The organism is Rhodococcus sp. H-CA8f (assembly GCF_002501585.1).
Taxonomy (GTDB): domain Bacteria; phylum Actinomycetota; class Actinomycetes; order Mycobacteriales; family Mycobacteriaceae; genus Rhodococcus_F; species Rhodococcus_F erythropolis.
The window spans coordinates 3,992,616-4,011,497 of record NZ_CP023720.1 but is presented as its reverse complement, the minus strand read 5'-3'; the positions used below and the strand labels follow the sequence as shown (position 1 = coordinate 4,011,497).

The window sequence follows — 18,882 nt, the reverse complement described above, 5'->3', positions numbered from 1 at the left end:
TCAGCCCCGCAAGTGCCGCTTGATGCGCGCGAGCATGGCCGACATTCCGCGCAGACGGAGCGGGCTCACAGCTTCTGCGAGACCGAGCGCCGAATAGAAGTCGTCGGGTACACCGAGGATCTCGTCCGCGCTGTGACCGTCGAGCCCCTGCGCGAGGATCGATGCGAAACCACGCGTCGTGGGAGCCTCGGGGGGCGCGCTGAAGTACAGACGGACGTTGTCGCGATCCGAATCGTCGACCGAGAGGAACAGCGGCGACTGACATTCGGGGACCGGCTCCATCGCGCTCTGCTCGAGCTCCGCCGGCAACGGCGGTAGCTCTCGGCTGAACTCGAGAAGAAGGGTGAGCTTGTCCGAGGCGCCGACGGCTGCGAAGTCGTCGACGATCTCGGCCAGAGCCGAAGGAAGAGTGCTCATGACGCCGATACGGAGGAAGGAACTGCGCCGGGCTCTTCGCCCTGGACGATCGGGACGCGCACTGCATTGCCCCACTCTGTCCAGGAACCGTCGTAGTTACGAACGTTCGGGTAGCCGAGAAGATGGGTCAACACGAACCAGGTGTGGCTGGAACGCTCACCGATGCGGCAGTACGCGACGATGTTGTCGTCGGCCGACAGACCGCCGTAGATCTCGCCGAGTTCGGTGCGGGTGCGGAAGCGGCTGTCCGGTGCCGCCGCCTTCGCCCACGGGATGCTGAGAGCGCTGGGAATGTGTCCACCGCGCAACGCACCCTCTTCGGGGTAGTCGGGCATGTGGGTGCGCTCGCCGGTGTACTCCTGCGGAGATCGCACGTCGATGAGCGGCCCGTCGCCCAAGTGTGCAAGTACGTCGTCCTTGAATGCGCGGATGGGAGCGTCGTTGCGCTTGACGACCGGGTAATCCGTTGACGTGATGTCGGGAACGTCGAATGCGGTGTCACGGTTCTCGGCGATCCACGCATCGCGGCCACCGTCGAGAAGACGGACGTCCTCGTGGCCGAACAGAGTGAAGACCCACAGTGCGTAGGCGGCCCACCAGTTGCTCTTGTCGCCGTAGATGACGACGGTGTCGTCGCGGCTGATGCCCTTGCGGTTCATCAACTCTGCGAACTTCGCACCGTCGATGTAATCGCGGGTGACCGGATCGTTGAGGTCGAGATGCCAGTCGATCTTCACTGCGCCGGGAATGTGGCCGACGTCGTACAACAACACGTCTTCATCGGATTCGACGACCTTGAGGCCCGGCGTACCGAGATTCGCCGAGAGCCATTCCGTCGAGACCAACCGGTCGGGATGCGCGAACTCGGCAAACGCGGTTGAGGGATCGGGGGCAACGGGCACGGGCGTACTCCTGAAGACGAATCGTTCGGTTCGAACACGGACTTGATCGATTCTATGCGCTGCGCGCAAGGGGAGACGCCCGGAAGCAGGTTCTGCCTGCTCGTACCCGTTGCCGACCCTAAATCCTCGGTGTTCCTGCCCCGACGCTCGAATCTCTCAATTGTTCGGTGACACTTCCGATCGGCGTCACGCCCCGGGCGCAGACTTCCCTCAGAATCCGGTCGAGATCGGTGAGGAAATTCACCATGGTTTCGTTTGCCGTGTCGGTGTCCGGGAAGCGCGAACGCAGCGAGAGACCACGGTTCGTTCGCGAAATCCAGAACTGGGCATCGTCGGCGACCGTCACATTGCTGATGTGATGAGCGTTGAGGAGATCATGATCGTCGGTGCCGGGTAGTTTGCGGTAATCGATGTACGACACCATGAAGACGTCGGTGCGCGTGCGTCGAATCTTGTCGCCCAAAGCATCTCGAACCTGGGCCATGGTGACGCCCTCGAGCGTCAACGCAACTCGGAACGACGCGTGCGTATGTGCAAGGGATGCACCGAAATCCGCATCGGGAGTGATCTGGACCGTGATCGGCGCGCTCGTGGTGAGCCAGCCGATGGCGTCGGCCCAGCGTGGATCTTTGCGGATGTGCAGCGGGAATTGCAGTGGAAGCGTCGCCTGTCCGGTGAACGAGTGGACGGAAAGTCCCATCGCAGTGAGGATTCCGGTGAACACGCTACCGCCGGCGGATAGGCAGATCTCGTCGAACTTCGCGGTCAGTTCCTCGTCGAGCAGCACGCGCACATCGGCGCCCTGAGGCGCGGGCTTTCCTGCCTCGACGCCGAGATCCAAGGGGAAACTCGGCGATGTGCCACCACAAATCTCGTAGAACCTTGCCCACTCTCGGATTCGAGGGTCGTTGTCGACGGGAAGCAGAGCGTCGGCCTCCAGTTCGCAGTACCGCACGAAACTTCCCGGGTCACCCAGTCGGCTCATCACTGCGTCGACGGCCTCGTGGTCGGTCAGTTCGGGTATGGCGATCAGTCCCTCGTAGATCTGTCGCAGTTCCCCGAGAGCGATGACCAACGAGTAGCCGTCGACGAGGGTGTGATCGAAGGCGCTCAGGACCGTGTAGTGCTCTTCGCGTTCGACCGTGGCAAACGTGTAGGCGGGGAAGGTCAGTGGATCGCATACCGTCGTGAATCGCTTCTTGAGGTGCGCTCGGAGGTCTTCGGTCGAATCGAACTTCACAGGTTCCGAAGTCTCGATGTGTGTGCCGTCGGGATCGAGTCCCATTCGGGTGGTGGTGAACTCGCCCACCTCGAATCCTGTGTGCAGAGTGTCATGGCGACTGATGAACAGGCGCAGCGCGAGATCGAGTGCGGGCCGATTCAGTTCTCCGGGAAGGTCGAATGCGGCTGCCATCCACACACTCCGGCCCATGCCGTGTGTTCGCGCAGTCTCGAGATGGAAATGTTGGTTGTACGACGGTGGTACTTCCGACTCGGTGACGGCGCCGTCCGCGGGCTGGAGCGACCATTCGGTGACGATTCCGGGCTCGAGTCCGTATCGATCGATCGAGGTGACGTGCATCAGGACGCTCCCTCTGGTGCCGAGAACGAGTAGTCGCCCTGAGCTGCAACAGTTTTGATGATCTTGGAGACGTGCTCGGCGAAGCGGGTGGCCGATTCGTGGGCAATGGGGGTGTCAGGGTGGGACACGGCGATCCAGGTGCCGGTGTGCATCCGGTTGATCCACATCGACGCGATCTGCGTCTCTTTGCCGCCGACGATTCCCGTTGCCTTCGTCTCGGCGTAACTGTATGGATCCGGCATGCGGCGGCCGTCGATGTACGAGACGATCGGCGGCGGGGTGAGCGTCTTCGACAATCCGCCGGGTGCGGAATCCGACTCGGCCAAGCTCGACAGAACCAGATCGATGACTTGCTGCACAGAGACATCGAGGAGTGCCTTGCCGTCGTGGTACCCCTGCTGCCCGAGCTTTGCCAACTCGGTGAAGCGTCGCTTGTCGTCGACGTCGATGCCGACCGGGATCAGGTTGATGTACCAGCCCTGTGCAAACGAGTCGGCCTCGGTTCGTGTGCTGACCGGCGAGAGGGCGATGTACTTGTCGCGTCCGGCCAGTTCGAATTCCGCAATCGCGAGGGCGGTGAATATTCCACCGATGAAGTTGGCGCCGTTGGCTTTACAGACCGCACCGAACCTTTCGCACTCATTGTCGTCGGCCAGGTCGAAGCGTGAACCGATAGCCGGTTTGGGCGCGTCTTCCGCCCCGAGCGGGAGCGGAAATCCGGGGAACGAGCCGCCGCTGCGCATGAGGTAACCGAGCCACTGGTGCACTTCGGGGGACTGCATCGTCAGTTCGGTTGTTCGCTCGCGTTCGACGCGACCGAACTGTGCGTAACTTCCCGCGGGGCCTAGTTCGGGATGTGACCCGGTCGTTTCCGCGGCGTAGAGCTGACGCAATTCCGCGTACATCAGCACCATCGAGTTCATGTCCGAATGGGCGTGGTCGACTGCGTGGAACAGGGTGAAGCTCGGATCGGCTTCGAGGTCGGCATGGTGGTGCTCGACGGCGCCGAACACGAAGGCCGGCCACTGAAGGGCACTGGTTTCCGTTGCGAACTTGGTTGCGACGAGTGCGCGGATCGCCTCGGATTCGGAGACGTCGTCGCCGACGCGGTACTCGAGTTCGATGCTCTCGACCGGCACCACGTGTCGACGGACCTCGAACGCGGTGTCCGCAGCGTCGGTGGTTGCTTCGTCGAAGGAGAACCAACTGTGGAGCGTGTCGTGGCGACGGACGTAGCGCTGCAGGGCTCGCGTCATGGCGTCGCGGTCGAGTGTTCCTGCGAAATCGAAGGCGATACCGATCCACGGAGACTGCGGATCGCCCTTCTCTGCGGTGACGCGGGCGCGTCGCAGGTGGCGATCCTGCATCGTGGTCGGGGGTAGTTCTCGGTCGATCTCGGCTTCGGCGGCTCGTTGAGCGGAAGCATGCGTGACGCCCCATTCGATTACCCGTCCAGGAAGCGGGTGCCAATGGGTGATCAAGTTCAGATCCATCGAGTAGAACTCCTGCGTGTGTCGTCGAGAAGCCTGCTCTGAAAATGGGCAGACGACGAACTATCCCATCTGGGGGACTGAATTGTCCGAAATACTACAATCTAAACAAGAACAGGTTCTAGAAGCGTCGTGTTCGATTAGGATCATTCGGTGCTTCCGGACCCTTTAGGTGACGCTGTCGGCGCCGACCACAAGGGCGGACGGCGAGCTGGTTCTCTGACGCCCTGGCTCGGGTTGGCGACGAGTCTGGCGGCGGCGTTCATGCAGTTGCTCGACGCGACGATCGTCAACGTCGCGCTTCCGAGCATCGCCGTCGATCTTCAAGCAGGCGTATCGGCGCAGTTGCTCATGGTCAGCGTGTACATCCTGGCTTTTGCGTGTTCGTTGATCACCGCGGCCAGGTTGGGGGACCTGTTCGGTCGTAGGGTTGTTTTTCTGACCGCCCTGTTCGTATTCGTCGCGGCCTCGTTGCTGTGCGGGCTCGCTCAGAGCGCGACGATGTTGATCGTCTTCCGGGGTTTGCAAGGGTTGGCGGCCGGTTCGATGTCCGCCCAGACGTTTGCCATCATCTCGGGTCTGTTTCCGAAGGCCAGGCATCCGCGAGTGTTCGGGATCTACGGTGCGACCATCGGGCTCGCAACGGTCAGTGGGCCTCTGATCGGCGGGCTGCTGATCGAGTGGAATCTCTTCGACTGGGGCTGGCGCCTGATCTTCTTCGTCAACATTCCGATCGGCATCGCCGCCTTGATTCTCGGGTATTTCCATCTCGTCGATGCTCGCGCTGAGCATGTGCGCTCACTGGACCTCATCGGCGCCGCACTGTCATCGCTGGCGCTGTTCCTGCTGATCCTTCCCCTGGCCGAGGGAAGGGCGCGTGGATGGCCCACAGGTCTTGTTGTCATGCTCGCGATGTCGGTGCCGGTGGCATTGGCGTTTGTGCTCTACGAATCGCGTCTGGCGAAACGAGGCGGCGATCCGGTCCTTCGTCTGGAGCTTTTCCGCGACCGAGCCTTCGCGATCGGCGCGGTTCTTGCGTTCGTATTCTTCGGAACCCTGACTTCGTTGATCTTCACCATCAGTCTCACGCTTCAGTTCGGGTTCGGGTTCTCCGCATTGCGAGCGGGCGTGATGACGCTCCCGTGGGCCGTCGGCATGGGCGTGGCTGCGGTTCTCTCATCCGCGGTGTACCGGATGCTTGGAAACCGCGTTCTGATCTTGGGGATGGTCGTCTTTGCCGGCTCGCTGATCGCGTTGTCGGTCATCCTCGAACACGAAGGAACTGATCCACGCTGGCTCGCGCTCGCCGGTCCTCTCCTCCTCGGGGGCGCAGGGCTCGGACTGTTCGTGGCGCCACTGCAGACCGCGATCCTCGCGACGGTCGAACCCGCGCACGCGGGTTCGGTGTCGGGGCTGCTACCGACCGTTCAGCAGGTTGGCAGCTCGATCGGACTGGCCTTGATCGGAGTGGTGTTCTTCTCGCTCGTCGCGGGGCAAGCTCCGCAAGCAGTGCAGGGGGAGCGGCCCGAGTACGTTGCGAATCTTGAAGCTGCCGGCGTGAATCCCGGCCTGGTCGACATCGCCGAAAAGGCATTTGTCGATTGCGCGACAAGTCAATTGGCATCCGGAACACCGATGGAGGTGGCGCCGGAATGTCGCCGCGAAGGAACTGCCGGCGCCGGGGGCCAATCCGTTCAAGTGGCAGTTGATGCCGCGTACGCATCTACTCGCGCGGCGGCTGGCGAAGCGTTTCTCGAAGCCCAACGCCGCGTGCTCGCGATCATCGCAGCAATTGCGCTCGGCATCGGATTGGCCTCGACTGCCCTGCCGCGGGTCAATTCCCCAGTCTGAAAAAAATACCCTTGACTCGAACGGGTGTTCGAGTATTCTCCTGAGTAGGGGATCGGGGGATTCAATGAGCGTGCTGTTGTCGGATGTGGTGTCCGGTTCTGCAGTGGGGTTGCGCGGACGACTGTGGCGGTTGACGGCTTCTGAGTTGCGTGCTGCTGCGGTGTCGGCGAGTGTGGAGATTCTTCGTCTCGAGGCTGTGCGGGTGGCGGTGGTGGACGAGTTGTCGTTGCGGCCGGATGATCAGGTGATCGCCAGCCGCGGGGTGGGTTGCTGGTTGGCGGCGAACACGATGCTGCAGGTTCGGGACGGGAAGAAGATCGCCGCGTTGGGTGCGGCGCTGCGGCTGTTTCCGGCGGTGGCTGCCCGGTTCGATGTCGGGGACTGCTCCTTCGATCATGCCGTGTTGATCGTGGCGTTCTGCGAGTCACCACCGAAGGGCATGCCGGAGGAGGCGCTCCCTCGCTGTATCGATTTGTTGTTGGCTGCGGCATCCGGTGTGGAGGCCACGACCACGAAGGTACGGAACGTGATCGCGACCTTGGAGCGAGTGTTCGAATCCGATGAGATTCCGCCCGCCGAAGATACCGATCGGAACGAGCTCCGGATCGCGTCGACGTTGAACGGTCGGGTGGTGGTGCGCGGAGATTTCGATGCCCTCACCGGGGAAATGTTGTTGTCGGCGTTGTCGAACCTGACGATGCCCACCCCGGCACCCGATGGAACCCCCGATGCTCGGTCTGCGGCGAAACGGACGGCGGACGGGTTCACGGAACTGATCCGCCGCTATCTGGACTGCGCGAAGACCGGTTTCGATGGTGGGCAGCGTCCGCACGTGAACGTGCACATCAACGCCCGTGATCTTGCGGAGCACCGGGACTGCGCCGCCGCACCCTCGCCCGATGGTGGTGGAGTGGCTGTGTCGGATCTCGATGTCGGGCACATGCCCTGGCTGGGGCCACTGTCTGTATCGCAGACCAGACTCCTCGGCTGCGACTGCTTCCTCTCGACCGTGCTGCTCGACGACCACGGGGCGCCACTCGATGCGAAACCCGGGAAACGGTTGGTCTCTGCGGAGCAGCGCGTGGCGTTGATCGCCCGGGACAAGGGGTGCGCGTTCCCGGGCTGCGCGTGCGTGCCCGCGTGGACGGATGCGCACCATATCCGGCACTGGGCGAACGGCGGGCCGACGGTGATGAGCAACCTTGTCCTGCTGTGCCGTTCGCATCATCGATTGATGCACCGCAAGTCCGGGTTCGTCGGGAAATGGGTGATCCGCATCGGGGTCGACAACAAACCCTGGTTCATCCCACCGCCCTCGATCGACCCCGGCCAGCACCCGCGGCCGGCGAACACCACATTCAAAACCTGAGGGGGCAAACCTCTTCGGCGACAACAAAACGACCAGCTTCGCACCGGCATTAACCCGATGCGAGGCTGGTCAGTGGTGCTTGGAGAAAACGTGCGTGGAGAAAACGTGCTTGGAGAAATCGTGTCAGAAGATGCTCTGCGTGCGCCAGAGATCCGAGACGGAAACCCCGACACGCTCGAGAAGTGTTCGTACCAAAGGTAATCCGATACCGATGACACTCGAGGGATCACCCTCGATCCTCTCCACGAACCAGCCGCCGAGACTGTCGAGCGTGAATGCTCCGGCGACTTGGAGCGGTTCGCCCGTTGCCAGGTATGCCTCGAGATCTTCGGTGGACGGTTGCGCGAAATGAACCACTGTTGCGCTGTGATCCGAGGCCATGCGAACGATGCGGCCGTCGGCGACGCGCAGGACACAGTGCCCGGTCAAGAGAGTGGCGCTGCGTCCGGCCATTGCGGCCCATCGCTTTCGGGCGATGTCTACGCTGCCCGGCTTGCCTTGAAGTTGCCCGTCGATCAGGAGCATCGAATCGCACCCGACAACGACTACGTCGGTGAGATTGTCGGCGGCGAGGCCGGGAACGATCTCGGCGGCCTTGGCTTCCGCCAGCACCGTCACGACTTTTTCGGGAGCGGCGTCGGGGCCGAGGTTGTCGGCAATCTTGTCCTCGTCGACGCCGGAGACACGCACAAGCGGCGAAACCCCGGCCGCCCGCAGAACTGCGAGGCGAGCCGGGGACGCTGAAGCTAGAACCAGTTGAGTCACGTCAGCAAGTGATCGTCAGCTGCGACGGATCGCGGGGTTCAGGTACGCGTACGGCGAGAACGGCGCACGCGTGCGGTGGAACTGAGTCGGATCGCCCCAGGTCTCCGCGGGAACATTCGACTCGGGAGCCTGACCGCTGCCGGCAGCCGCGGCAAGCACGCTTACCAGTGCCGCGATCTCGACGTCGGTGGGCGAACCCTTGACGATCTTGATGACCGACGCGTCGGAGGTCGACGTCTCGGTCAGCTCCGTGAGCGAAGCGTCCGTCGCGCTTCCCTCGACGACCGCACCGTTGGTCGGTGCAGTCTCCGCCAGTGCGACATCTTCGCTGAGAATGTCCTCGGTGGTTGCGGTCATAGGGGAATGTTCCCATGCTTCTTGGGCGGAAGGGAAACGGCCTTGCGCTCGAGCAGTCGCAACGCGGAAACGATTTGTCCGCGGGTGTGCGACGGAGGAATGACAGCGTCGACGTATCCGCGCTCAGCGGCGACGTACGGGTTGACGAGGGTGTCCTCGTACTCGTTCTGCAGCTTGAGGCGCAATGCATCGACGTCTTCGCCGTTCTTCGCGGCTTCGAGAAGCTGCTTGCGGTAGACGAATCCGACAGCTCCGGATGCACCCATGACGGCGATCTGAGCGGTCGGCCATGCCAGGTTCACGTCGGCGCCCATGTGCTTGGAGCCCATGACGTCGTACGCTCCGCCGTAAGCCTTGCGGGTGATGACCGTGATCTTGCCGACCGTTGCTTCGCCGTACGCGTAGAGGAGCTTCGCGCCGCGACGGATGATGCCGTTGTATTCCTGCTCGGTTCCGGGGAGGAAACCGGGAACGTCGACGAGGGTGATGATCGGGACGTTGAACGCGTCGCAGGTACGCACGAAGCGTGCGGCCTTCTCCGAGGCGTCGATGTCGAGGCAGCCCGCGAACTGGGTGGGCTGGTTGGCGACGATGCCGACCGAGCGGCCGTCGACGCGACCGAAACCGACGATGATGTTCATCGCGCGCTCGGCCTGGACCTCGAGGAACTCGTCGTCGTCGAGGATGCGACGGATGACCTCGTGCATGTCGTACGGCTGGTTGGCCGAATCCGGGATGAGGGTGTCGAGTTCGATGTCCTCAGCGGTCAGGCTGTCTTCGATCGAACCGACGATCGGGTCGGTGATCTCGCCGCGGGGAGCTGCTGCCTGGTTGTTGGACGGCAGGTAGCTGAGCAGGTCCTTGACGTAGTCGAGGGCATCCTGCTCGCCGGAAGCGACGTAGTGGGCGACTCCGGACTTGACCATGTGGGTGCGAGCACCACCGAGGTCTTCCATCGTGACGTCTTCGCCGGTGACTGTCTTGATGACGTCGGGGCCGGTGACGAACATCTGGGAAGTCTCGTCGACCATCACGACGAAGTCGGTCAGTGCGGGGGAGTAGACGTGGCCGCCGGCGGCGGGTCCCATGATCAGTGAGATCTGGGGGATGACACCCGAGGCCTGGACGTTGCGGTGGAAGATCTCGCCGTAAAGGCCGAGCGAGACGACGCCTTCCTGAATGCGCGCGCCTGCACCTTCGTTGATGCCGACGAGGGGGCGACCGGTGCGGATCGCGAGGTCCATGACCTTGACGATCTTCTCACCGTAGATTTCGCCGAGCGATCCGCCGAAAACGGTGGCGTCCTGTGAGAAGACACAGACGTCGCGGCCGTCGATGGTGCCGTAACCGGTGACGACGCCGTCGCCGACCGGGCGGTTGTCAGCGAGACCGAAGTTCACACTTCGGTGCCGTGCCAGTGCGTCGAGTTCGACGAAGGAGCCCTCGTCGAGGAGGGCGGTGATGCGCTCGCGGGCGGTCAGCTTGCCTTTGGCGTGCACCTTGTCGATGGCGGCTTCGCCGCTCGGTGCCTGCGCCTGGGCTTGGCGATTCCGCAGGTCCGCGAGCTTTCCCGCGGTCGTGTGGATATCGGGTGCGGCCGCCGCCTCCGGCGCGTTCGGCTCTTGGACAGTGGTCATGGACGTGAGCTTAACGAGAGTGCGTGGGGGGCTTCGAAGGCAGGTCCGATTGTCGCTGTCTTGCAGGCTCAAGCTACTGACCAGTACATTCTCGCTGTCGTCATAGGCTGGGGCTATGTGGACCGACTTGAACCGCCCGCCCCTCGACGGCAATGCCCTACGACGCGCACTCGTGCGCAGTGACAACGACGACGCGCGCGTTTTCTGGAACCGCCTCGACGTTGTCGAGGAGACCGGTTCGACGAACGCGGATCTCCTTGCGCGAGCGGCAGATCCGGATGCCGACCGTCACGTTCTGATCGCCGAGTATCAGGCGAGTGCCCGCGGCCGTCATTCGCGCACTTGGGTGAGTCCGCCGCAAGCGCAGATCTCGATGTCGGTTCTGCTGTCGATGCCCGGAATGAATCTCACGGACATGGGTTGGCTCCCGCTACTGTCGGGAATCGCGGTCGTCGACGCGCTGCGGAACGTGGCCGAAGTGCCCGCAGAACTCAAGTGGCCGAACGACGTTCTCATCGGTGACAAGAAGGTCGCCGGAATTCTGGCCGAGGTGGCAAGGACAGCGCCCGATCCCGCGGTGGTGGTGGGCATCGGGTTGAACGTGAGCCTGGGTGTCGAGGAGCTGCCCGTCCCGACCGCTACATCACTCCTCATCGAAGAAGCATCGACTGTCGACCGCGACACCCTCGTTCGAGCAATTGCCCGTGAGTTGGCGACGCAATTCCGTGCTTGGGAATCATCGAAATGGGATACATCTGTGTTGGCTGCCGAATACCGGCAGCGTTGCGGGACGCTGGGCAAACGAGTCCGCGCGGTCTTGCCGGGCGACAAGGAGGTGTTCGGTATCGCGACCGACATCGACACTTCCGGCCGCGTTGTCATCGAAATCGAGGGAACAGATGGGGAGACCTTTGCGGTCGCTGCGGGTGATATCACGCACCTTCGGGCCGCCCCGGTAGCCGAATCGTGAGCCTTGCCGGATTTTCTGGCACCAAAGTGCTAATTTTTGGCCCTGGCCGGTTTTCGAACCAACCGTCCGTCCTTCATTTCATTTAACTGCGGGATTTACTGAGCTGCCTAGGGGCGTCATGACCACACCGATCGTTGTTCCGACCGAAGCCGAGACGGCCGAGAGCGCTCGCCGCGTACTCACCGGTGTGACGGTGCTGCTCGGTGTCCTCACATTGGGCCTGGGTATCGCCGTACTCGCATGGCCGGATGCCACCCTTTTCGTGGTCGCGGTGGTAATTGCGATTCAGTTGTTCGGATTCGGAATCGTCCAGATCATCCGTTCGTTCGCGGACGTGACGGCTTCGGGTGGAACTCGGACGCTTGTCGCGATCTCCGGCGCGTTGGCAGTGCTCCTCGGATTCCTTGTTCTCCGTAGCCCTTTGCAGACGGTGGTTCTGATCGCATTGGTGATCGGTGCCTGGTGGGTATTCCGTGGCGTTCTCGATCTGGTCGACGCGGCGTCCGGGCACACCGTCGATCGCGGTCTGTCGATCGTGCTCGGAGTCATCAGCATCGTCGCGGGTGCAATCGTCCTTCTGCAGCCCGAACTCTCGCTCGACGTCTTCCGCATCGTGGTCGGCGTGTGGATGGTGCTGTACGGCATCATCATCGTCGTGACCCCGTTGGTGCTGCGAAAGATCGCGCAGCCCTGAGCGTTGCCCTGAACGTGGGTGTGCCTGAAAGTCGGTGTGCCTGAAAGTCGGTGCGGGATGGCAGACTTCCCGTCATGGGATATCCCGAAGACGCCCTCGCTCAGGACGAGGAACTGATACTGCATCGCCATCCTCATTGGAAGATGTTGGTGCTTCCGGCGCTGACGTTCGTGCTTGCGACGGCCGTCGCCGGGTTCTTGTTGGGCCTCGCACAGACGAGATTGGACGGCACGGCTCGCACCGTGTCGTCCATTGCCATCGGAATCATCTGGCTCGGTGTCGTGGCCTGGCGATCGGTTGCACCGTTCACGGTCTGGAAGTTCACGCACTTCATCGTCACCGATCGGCGAGTGCTCATCCGCCACGGAGTGCTCACGCATACCGGTATCGACATCCCCATGGGGCGGATCAGCAATGTTCAGTTCCGCCACGGCTTGATCGATCGAATGCTCAAGACCGGAACTCTGGTCATCGCCTCTGCCAGTGACGATCCGCTCGAGTTCGACGACATTCCTGACGTCGAGCACGTTCACGCCCTGCTGTATCACCAGGTTTTCGATTCCATGCAGCAGCCACCATCGCAGCCACCGCAACGGCCGGCGGGTGAAAACGACGACCCGAACGATCGAAATGGCTGGTAATCAACGTGCAAAGGCGTGTTGTCCGTAGTCTGTTCGTGTGACTGCCGTATTGCTAGCCGAAGACGACGAGGCCATTGCTGCACCCCTCTCCCGCGCACTGGGGCGTGAAGGGTATTCGGTGACGGTCGAACCGACCGGACCCGCTGCGTTGCAGCAGGCGCTCGAAGGTGATTTCGATCTGTTGATTCTCGATCTCGGCCTTCCGGGCATGGACGGCCTCGAGGTCTGTCGACAGATTCGTGCGCATCGCACCTCGCTCGCCGTGCTGATGTTGACCGCCAGGACCGACGAAGTCGACTTCGTGGTCGGGTTGGACGCCGGCGCCGACGACTACGTCAGCAAGCCGTTTCGTCTCGCCGAGTTGATGGCACGTGTGCGGGCACTCCTGCGTCGCCACGGTGGCCGCGAGGACACGATCGTCGAGGTCGGTGGCATCAGGCTCGAGCCCGCGGCACGACGCGTACTCGTCAACGGCTCCGAAATCGCCTTGGCCAACAAGGAATACGAACTTCTGCGGGTCCTCCTCGAGCATGCCGGGGAAGTAGTATCGCGCGATACGATCCTTCGTGAGGTGTGGGGCGACGTCGAGCTTCGTGGATCGAAGACGCTCGACATGCACATGTCGTGGCTGCGCCGCAAGATCGGTGACGAGGGCCCTGCCGTGGAACGCAGAATTGCCACCGTCCGCGGTGTCGGTTTCCGAATCAACACCGACTAACTTCTCGAGAATCAGGAACTGCCGGCATGCGGCGTCGCATATTGCAGTCGATTCTCGCTGTCGTGATCATGACGGCGTTGCTGCTGGGGGTTCCGCTGATCTACACGGCGTGGCTCTGGGTGGAGGACGTGACGCGAAGTGATCTCCGGGTGCGACTCGACCGGATGGCCGCTGAGGTCATCGCGCAAGAGGGGACGAACGGGCTCGTCGAAGGTGCGTTGAACACCGATTCGCTCAAGGTTCTCACCCCGAACGACGGGCGCCTCGTCGTCGTGTATCCGACCGTCGTCGACGGCGCTGCACGCGTCGACGTCGGTGAGGCGACGGTCAAGAACGCACTCGTCGAATCGCTCGCGATGGGAACGTCCGGCTCGTTGCGTCTCGAGGTGCCGTCGGAGAACTTGCGCACCCAGCAGAAGCAAGCGGTGATGGCCGTCGGTGTGCTCGTGCTTCTGTCCATCACGGCAGGCACCGTGGTCGCTGTGGTCACTGCACGTCGGCTTGCCGATCCGCTGCAGGATGTGGCCGACCGGGCGGCGCGCCTCGCCGAAGGTGACTTCCGGCCGGATCCTCGTCGGCACGACATCCCCGAACTCGACCGCGTGTCCGACGTCCTCGACGCGGCAACTGTGGAGATTTCGGTGCGGCTGCAACGAGAACGCGCGCTGGTCGCGGATGTCTCGCATCAACTGCGCAGTCGACTGACTGCAGTGCGGCTGCGCCTGGACGAGTTGTCCGTTCACGAAGATCCTGACGTCGTGAACGAGGCCGAGGAAGCCATGGCGCAAGTGGACAGGCTCACCGACGGAATCGACGACCTGATTCGCTCGTCGCGCACCAGTGGGTCATCGGCGAGTCTGGTGTCGGTAGTCGGCGAGCTGGAACAGGTGACCCGCGACTGGCAGGCTCAGTTCGACGGAGAGGGACGCAGGCTCCGCCTACGCGGCGATCGCGCGGTGATGGCCGCGACCACAGGTTCGCGTCTGCGTGAAGCTGTTTCCGTTCTGGTCGACAATTCGTTCGAACACGGTGAAGGTACGTGCACGGTGTCTGTCCGATTGATCGACGGTACCGGTCGCAGTTCGTCTCGTCGTGACTCGATGGTGTGCGTCGAGGTCACCGACGAAGGCTCCGGCGTGGAGAACGATCTTGCACCGCACATCTTCGACAGAGGATTTTCGGGGGCCGGGTCCACCGGCGTCGGATTGGCGCTCGCACGTGCACTGATCGAAGCCGACGGGGGCCGACTGGAACTGCAGAGGCGTAAGCCTGCCTTGTTCGCGGTCTTCCTGCCGGTGGCCAACACTGCGCCGACCGCGGACGTCGTTCCGCACCGCGAACCGCGCTGACCGAAAGGCTCGCGCAGACGGAAAACTCAGGAGTGCCCGAGCTCCTCTTCGGCATCAGGAATGACCGGGTCAGGCGCCGTGGTTTCGGATAACGCTGTGGTTTCGGATAACGCTGTGGTTTCGGACAATCCTGTGGTGTCGGACAGTTCGAGCGGTTCCGGATTCTCGTCGGGAAACACGAACTTGCGGAAGGCCCAGAATCGGAACGCCATCTGCAGCAGGTTGCCGATGACATATGCACTGATGAAGTCGGCGATGTTCTCCGTCGCCAAGCTGACTTCGGGTACACGCAGGTTGAAGACGTAACTGGAGATGTAGAGCGGGATGAAGCTGATGACGACGCCGATGGCGCTGATGATGAAGAACAGCGCAGCTTCGTGCGCTGGCTCACGGCCACCACGGTTCTTGAACGACCACTCGCGGTTGAGAATGTACGACGCGATCACCGCGACGACGCCGGCGATGATCTTGGCCGTGATCGGCTTGGATTCGAGGATCGACAGCTTGAGTGTGTAGAAGATGCCCGAGTCGATCAGGAAGGTCGTTCCGCCGACGATCGCGAATTTGATCAGCTCGCTGTGACGCAGAGCGATGTCACGAAACGGTTGGGGTATGCGGGCAATGACCCCGTCGACAAATGGCACAACAGATGAGTTTACGAAACGAAACCGCGTTACCACCAATTTGCCGCGGATTCATCAGCAGAATCACAGATTGGGAACGCTGAATGAACGGGCGAACGCGGCACATGACAACATAGAGAGCCGTGACCGGCAACAACGATCCCGCGCAGATCCCCGCCCGCCCGACCACCCCTCGACCGGCAAAAGCATCCATGCCCGTCGTCACCATGATCGGTGGCGGACAGTTGGCCAGGATGACTCACCAGGCGGCGGTGGCCCTGGGCCAGACGCTCCGAGTGCTCTCCGGGACTGCGGACGAGCCGGCAGCTCAGGTCAGCCCCGATGTCGTGCTCGGTAGCCACACCGACCTCGACGCTCTTCGCCGCGCAGCGGTCGGTTCCAACGCGTTGACTTTCGACCACGAGCACGTGCCGACCGAACATCTCGAGGTTCTTGTTGCCGAAGGCGTGAACGTTCAGCCTCCGCCGCAGGCTCTGATCTTCGCTCAGGACAAATTGCTGATGCGTCGCAAACTTGCCGAACTGGGCGCACCTGTACCCGCGTACGCCGAAGTGACGTGGGCGGAAGACGTCGTGCGTTTCGGTGCCGAACACGGTTGGCCGCTTGTCATCAAGGCAACCCGCGGAGGCTACGACGGCCGGGGCGTCTGGATCACCGATGATCAGGACGAAGCAGAAGCCATTGTCACCGAGCAGTTGGACAAGGGTGTTCCGCTGATCGTCGAGGAAATGGTCTCGATGCGTCGGGAACTGTCTGCCATGGTTGCGCGGTCGCCGTTCGGACAGGGCGCTACGTGGCCGGTCGTAGAGACCGTTCAGCGCAACGGCCAGTGCGCCGTCGTGATCGCACCTGCCCCCGCCCTTTCGAGTGCCGTTGCCGAGGAAGCCGAACAATTGGCGCTACGCATCGCTTCCGAGTTGGGTGTCGTCGGCTCGATGGCCGTCGAACTCTTCGAGACGACTGACGGCACTCTCGTGGTCAACGAGCTGGCAATGCGCCCGCACAACTCCGGTCACTGGACGATGGACGGCGCACGCACCTCTCAGTTCGAACAGCATCTGCGTGCCGTTCTCGACTACCCGCTCGGCGACACCTCGCCGATCGCGCCGGTCACGGTGATGGCAAACGTTCTGGGTGCGCCGGAAGCGCCCGAGATGACGATGGACGAGCGTGTCCATCACCTCTTCGCGCGGATGCCCGATGCGAAGATCCACCTGTACGGCAAGGGTGAGCGCAAGGATCGCAAGATCGGCCATGTCAACATCGTCGGCGGCGCCGGATCCATCGACGATCCGAATTACGTTGCCGCAGTTCGGGAACGCGCCGAGCGCGCAGCACATTGGCTTTCGTATGCAGTTTGGACCGACGGATGGGATGTACACGGTGAGTGAGAGCGCGCAGGTCGGCCTGATCATGGGCAGCGATTCGGATTGGCCGACCATGGAAGCTGCAGCCGAAGCTCTGGCCGAGTTCGGTATCCGCTTCGAGGTCGGTGTCGTCTCGGCGCATCGCACGCCTCAGCGGATGCTCGACTACGCCAAGGAAGCCGCGGGCCGCGGAATCAAGGTCATCATCGCCGGTGCCGGTGGCGCCGCGCATCTTCCGGGCATGGTTGCCTCGGCTACACCGTTGCCGGTCATCGGTGTTCCGGTGCCGCTCAAGTACCTCGACGGTATGGATTCACTCCTCTCGATCGTGCAGATGCCGGCCGGCGTCCCGGTGGCGACGGTCTCGATCGGCGGCGCTCGCAACGCCGGTCTGTTGGCTGCTCGGATCCTCGGCGCTTCGGATCCCGCACTGCAGCAGCGGATGGTGGCTTTCCAGGAGAGCCTCGAGGCGATGGTGCTCGACAAGGACAAGGCGCTTCGCGAGAAACTGCTGGGCTGATCTTCTCGTGTGTGCACGGCGTGGGCTGCCGCTGATCCGAGCGAGTCGGGGCAGCGCGCAGTCCGCATTCGTCACTCGCGTCGCGCTGTTCTACGCCGGGATTCTCGGCGCGGACATCCGCTTCGACAACGAGTCCGGGATCTTTGTCGCTTCCGGGCTGCGCGGCGGGTTCGCCAGAGGCGGAACAACTCTCGGTGGTGTGTACCTCACCCGGCGAAACACGACTCGATCCGTCCTTCGCCACGAGGCAGTTCACGCGGACCAATGGGCCAGGTACGGAATCGTATTCGGGCTGCTGTACCTGCGTGAGGAGTTGCGTCATCGCGGTCCGCGGAACCGATTCGAAATCGAGGCCGGTCTCGAAGACGGCGGTTACCGCACCTGAGTGAAAGCTCGTGAGTAAAAGCTACTCTTGGCGGCATGGCTCGTTTTCCGACTAGTGAACGCTTCGTCCGCTGGAGCGCGGAACATGCTCGCGGTGTGGACATCTGCATTGCGACGGTTGCCGCACTGTTCAGCGTTGTCGTTGCGGTCGAGGCGAGTCCGCTGGCGGTGTTCGTCTCGCTGGGTATGACCGTTCCGTTGGCATGGCGACGCTCACGCCCCGAACTCTCCGGCATGGTGATCGCAGGGTTCGCAGTTCTACACGTGATCTTCATCGGCAACACACTGCTCGCATCGGCCGTTGTCGTGCCCATCTCCCTGTACGCGCTGGCCGCCTATGGCGCTCGGTGGAGTTCGCTCACCGGCCTGGTGCTCGCGTTGCTCGGCTCGATTGCCGGAACTGTTCGATACTTCGGCTACGACGGAATCCCGGTGTCTTCGCAGGTCATGCAGTCCGTGGCCGTCATGATCTTCATGCTCGCGGTCTGGGCGTTCGGTGATTTGCGTCGAGTTCGCACCAAACAATTGGAAGGTCTGACCGAGCGCGCACGGTTGCTCGAACTCGAGCGTGCGCAGGAAGCGGAAATCGCGACGATCAGCGAACGCTCGAGGATTGCGCGCGAGATGCACGACATCGTCGCGCATTCGTTGACCGTTGTCATCGCTCAGGCTGACGGCGGACGCTACAGCGCGGCCAAGGATCCTCAGGCTGCAATCCAGGCGCTCGAAACCATTGCCTCCACCGGTCGCCAAGCGTTGACCGACATGCGATCGCTTCTGTCCGTCCTGCGTGAGGACACGCCCCGGGATTTCTCGGTGATCCCGGGCGCCGGTGATATCGACAGTCTCTTCCACGAGTTACGCAGCAGCGGACTCGACATCGCCGTCAGTGTGACCGGTGAACCACGCGAACTCTCTGCGGGTGCGGGGTTGACGGCCTATCGCATCGTCCAGGAATCGCTGACGAACGTTCTCAAACATGCGGGGCCAGGAGCGCAGGCGAGCGTCGAGATGACGTGGGCTGAAACCGAACTCGTTCTCGGCATCACCGACGACGGACGAGGCGGCAGCGCCGCGCTGGTCGAATCGTCACCAGGCGGACAGGGACTGATCGGAATGGCCGAGCGCGCCAAACTGCACGGAGGCAAAGTAACCGCCGGGCCGAAATCAGGCGGCGGATACAGTGTCCGGGCCGTCCTGCCGTATGAACGAACGTCTGGGTAGG

19 protein-coding genes are annotated in these 18,882 nt (G+C 62.7%); 11 read left to right on the top strand and 8 right to left on the bottom strand.

The genetic code is table 11. From position 1 onward, the window contains the following. From CPI83_RS18690 to CPI83_RS18675, 4 genes are all read right to left on the bottom strand, one after another. The gene (locus CPI83_RS18690; protein ID WP_019747745.1) at window positions 1-417 is read right to left on the bottom strand and encodes a SufE family protein; all 417 of its coding nucleotides are present in this window, start codon (window positions 415-417) and stop codon (window positions 1-3) included. After that, a complete protein-coding gene (locus tag CPI83_RS18685) occupies window positions 414-1,319 on the bottom strand; it encodes a sulfurtransferase (RefSeq protein ID WP_019747746.1) in 906 nt (301 codons plus the stop codon). Before CPI83_RS18685 ends, CPI83_RS18690 begins: the two co-directional genes overlap by 4 nt. 118 nt (window positions 1,320-1,437) lie before the next feature. Next, window positions 1,438-2,901, bottom strand: a complete 1,464-nt coding sequence (locus tag CPI83_RS18680) for a condensation domain-containing protein (RefSeq protein ID WP_020969198.1) — start codon at window positions 2,899-2,901, stop codon at window positions 1,438-1,440. Next, on the bottom strand, window positions 2,901-4,394 hold the full coding sequence (locus CPI83_RS18675; protein WP_020907077.1) for a condensation domain-containing protein: 1,494 nt from the start codon (window positions 4,392-4,394) through the stop codon (window positions 2,901-2,903). The genes CPI83_RS18680 and CPI83_RS18675 overlap by 1 nt, the downstream gene beginning before the upstream one ends. A 150-nt stretch (window positions 4,395-4,544) precedes the next feature. Between CPI83_RS18675 and CPI83_RS18670 the strand changes: the two genes are divergently transcribed. Both CPI83_RS18670 and CPI83_RS18665 read left to right on the top strand, forming a co-directional pair. Beyond that, complete coding sequence (locus CPI83_RS18670) at window positions 4,545-6,242, top strand: MFS transporter (RefSeq protein ID WP_019747749.1); 1,698 nt, start codon at window positions 4,545-4,547, stop codon at window positions 6,240-6,242. Between the two features lie 64 nt (window positions 6,243-6,306). Then, window positions 6,307-7,611: an HNH endonuclease signature motif containing protein gene (locus CPI83_RS18665; RefSeq protein ID WP_097387248.1), complete on the top strand. Its 1,305-nt coding sequence runs from the start codon at window positions 6,307-6,309 to the stop codon at window positions 7,609-7,611. Window positions 7,612-7,734: 123 nt separating this feature from the next. Here CPI83_RS18665 and CPI83_RS18660 read toward each other — a convergent pair whose 3' ends face one another. The 3 genes from CPI83_RS18660 to CPI83_RS18650 are packed head-to-tail and all read right to left on the bottom strand — an operon-like array spanning window position 7,735 to window position 10,370. Next, window positions 7,735-8,376 (bottom strand): nucleoside triphosphate pyrophosphatase, encoded by a 642-nt coding sequence (locus CPI83_RS18660; protein ID WP_007731146.1) that lies wholly within the window; start codon window positions 8,374-8,376, stop codon window positions 7,735-7,737. A 15-nt stretch (window positions 8,377-8,391) separates the two neighbouring features. Continuing rightward, on the bottom strand, window positions 8,392-8,733 hold the full coding sequence (locus tag CPI83_RS18655; RefSeq protein WP_019747751.1) for an acyl-CoA carboxylase subunit epsilon: 342 nt from the start codon (window positions 8,731-8,733) through the stop codon (window positions 8,392-8,394). Continuing rightward, window positions 8,730-10,370 (bottom strand): acyl-CoA carboxylase subunit beta, encoded by a 1,641-nt coding sequence (locus CPI83_RS18650; RefSeq protein WP_003940853.1) that lies wholly within the window; start codon window positions 10,368-10,370, stop codon window positions 8,730-8,732. Before CPI83_RS18650 ends, CPI83_RS18655 begins: the two co-directional genes overlap by 4 nt. Window positions 10,371-10,485: 115 nt before the next feature. On the opposite strand from CPI83_RS18650, the gene CPI83_RS18645 reads away from it, so the two are divergent. From CPI83_RS18645 to CPI83_RS18625, 5 genes are all read left to right on the top strand, one after another. After that, complete coding sequence (locus CPI83_RS18645) at window positions 10,486-11,340, top strand: biotin--[acetyl-CoA-carboxylase] ligase (RefSeq protein ID WP_020907080.1); 855 nt, start codon at window positions 10,486-10,488, stop codon at window positions 11,338-11,340. A 118-nt stretch (window positions 11,341-11,458) separates the two neighbouring features. Next, the gene (locus tag CPI83_RS18640) at window positions 11,459-12,034 is read left to right on the top strand and encodes a DUF308 domain-containing protein (protein WP_003941007.1); all 576 of its coding nucleotides are present in this window, start codon (window positions 11,459-11,461) and stop codon (window positions 12,032-12,034) included. Between the two features lie 74 nt (window positions 12,035-12,108). Then, on the top strand, window positions 12,109-12,675 hold the full coding sequence (locus CPI83_RS18635) for a PH domain-containing protein (RefSeq protein ID WP_021343702.1): 567 nt from the start codon (window positions 12,109-12,111) through the stop codon (window positions 12,673-12,675). Window positions 12,676-12,712: 37 nt separating this feature from the next. Next, window positions 12,713-13,393, top strand: coding sequence for a response regulator transcription factor (locus CPI83_RS18630; protein ID WP_003940916.1), 681 nt, complete (start codon window positions 12,713-12,715; stop codon window positions 13,391-13,393). 26 nt (window positions 13,394-13,419) lie between these two features. Next, window positions 13,420-14,742, top strand: a complete 1,323-nt coding sequence (locus tag CPI83_RS18625; protein WP_019747754.1) for a HAMP domain-containing sensor histidine kinase — start codon at window positions 13,420-13,422, stop codon at window positions 14,740-14,742. Between the two features lie 26 nt (window positions 14,743-14,768). Here the strand turns inward: CPI83_RS18625 and CPI83_RS18620 are convergent, their stop codons facing one another. Further along, the gene (locus tag CPI83_RS18620) at window positions 14,769-15,386 is read right to left on the bottom strand and encodes a GtrA family protein (protein ID WP_021332550.1); all 618 of its coding nucleotides are present in this window, start codon (window positions 15,384-15,386) and stop codon (window positions 14,769-14,771) included. Between the two features lie 122 nt (window positions 15,387-15,508). Here CPI83_RS18620 and CPI83_RS18615 point away from each other — a divergent pair, with 122 nt between their 5' ends. Genes CPI83_RS18615 through CPI83_RS18600 form a run of 4 tightly spaced genes read left to right on the top strand, consistent with a single transcriptional unit; the run spans window position 15,509 to window position 18,881 of the window. Continuing rightward, window positions 15,509-16,777, top strand: a complete 1,269-nt coding sequence (locus tag CPI83_RS18615) for a 5-(carboxyamino)imidazole ribonucleotide synthase (protein ID WP_019747755.1) — start codon at window positions 15,509-15,511, stop codon at window positions 16,775-16,777. Further along, on the top strand, window positions 16,761-17,273 hold the full coding sequence (gene purE / locus CPI83_RS18610; protein ID WP_019747756.1) for a 5-(carboxyamino)imidazole ribonucleotide mutase: 513 nt from the start codon (window positions 16,761-16,763) through the stop codon (window positions 17,271-17,273). Before CPI83_RS18615 ends, purE begins: the two co-directional genes overlap by 17 nt. 7 nt (window positions 17,274-17,280) lie before the next feature. Continuing rightward, a complete protein-coding gene (locus CPI83_RS18605; RefSeq protein WP_019747757.1) occupies window positions 17,281-17,658 on the top strand; it encodes a hypothetical protein in 378 nt (125 codons plus the stop codon). A 35-nt stretch (window positions 17,659-17,693) separates the two neighbouring features. Then, entirely contained in the window at window positions 17,694-18,881 is a 1,188-nt protein-coding gene (locus tag CPI83_RS18600; RefSeq protein ID WP_019747758.1) for a sensor histidine kinase, read from the top strand. Window position 18,882: the final 1 nt, after the last annotated feature.

Excerpts from the sequence above, each read along its gene's own strand:
- CPI83_RS18665 (WP_097387248.1), top strand. The coding sequence starts at position 6,307 with ATGAGCGTGCTGTTGTCGGATGTGGTGTCCGGTTCTGCAGTGGGGTTG.
- CPI83_RS18650 (WP_003940853.1), bottom strand. The coding sequence starts at position 10,370 with ATGACCACTGTCCAAGAGCCGAACGCGCCGGAGGCGGCGGCCGCACCC.
- CPI83_RS18675 (WP_020907077.1), bottom strand. The coding sequence starts at position 4,394 with ATGGATCTGAACTTGATCACCCATTGGCACCCGCTTCCTGGACGGGTA.
- CPI83_RS18680 (WP_020969198.1), bottom strand. The coding sequence starts at position 2,901 with ATGCACGTCACCTCGATCGATCGATACGGACTCGAGCCCGGAATCGTC.
- purE (WP_019747756.1), top strand. The coding sequence starts at position 16,761 with ATGTACACGGTGAGTGAGAGCGCGCAGGTCGGCCTGATCATGGGCAGC.
- CPI83_RS18640 (WP_003941007.1), top strand. The coding sequence starts at position 11,459 with ATGACCACACCGATCGTTGTTCCGACCGAAGCCGAGACGGCCGAGAGC.
- CPI83_RS18645 (WP_020907080.1), top strand. The coding sequence starts at position 10,486 with ATGTGGACCGACTTGAACCGCCCGCCCCTCGACGGCAATGCCCTACGA.
- CPI83_RS18600 (WP_019747758.1), top strand. The coding sequence starts at position 17,694 with ATGGCTCGTTTTCCGACTAGTGAACGCTTCGTCCGCTGGAGCGCGGAA.
- CPI83_RS18625 (WP_019747754.1), top strand. The coding sequence starts at position 13,420 with ATGCGGCGTCGCATATTGCAGTCGATTCTCGCTGTCGTGATCATGACG.
- CPI83_RS18635 (WP_021343702.1), top strand. The coding sequence starts at position 12,109 with ATGGGATATCCCGAAGACGCCCTCGCTCAGGACGAGGAACTGATACTG.
- CPI83_RS18655 (WP_019747751.1), bottom strand. The coding sequence starts at position 8,733 with ATGACCGCAACCACCGAGGACATTCTCAGCGAAGATGTCGCACTGGCG.
- CPI83_RS18690 (WP_019747745.1), bottom strand. The coding sequence starts at position 417 with ATGAGCACTCTTCCTTCGGCTCTGGCCGAGATCGTCGACGACTTCGCA.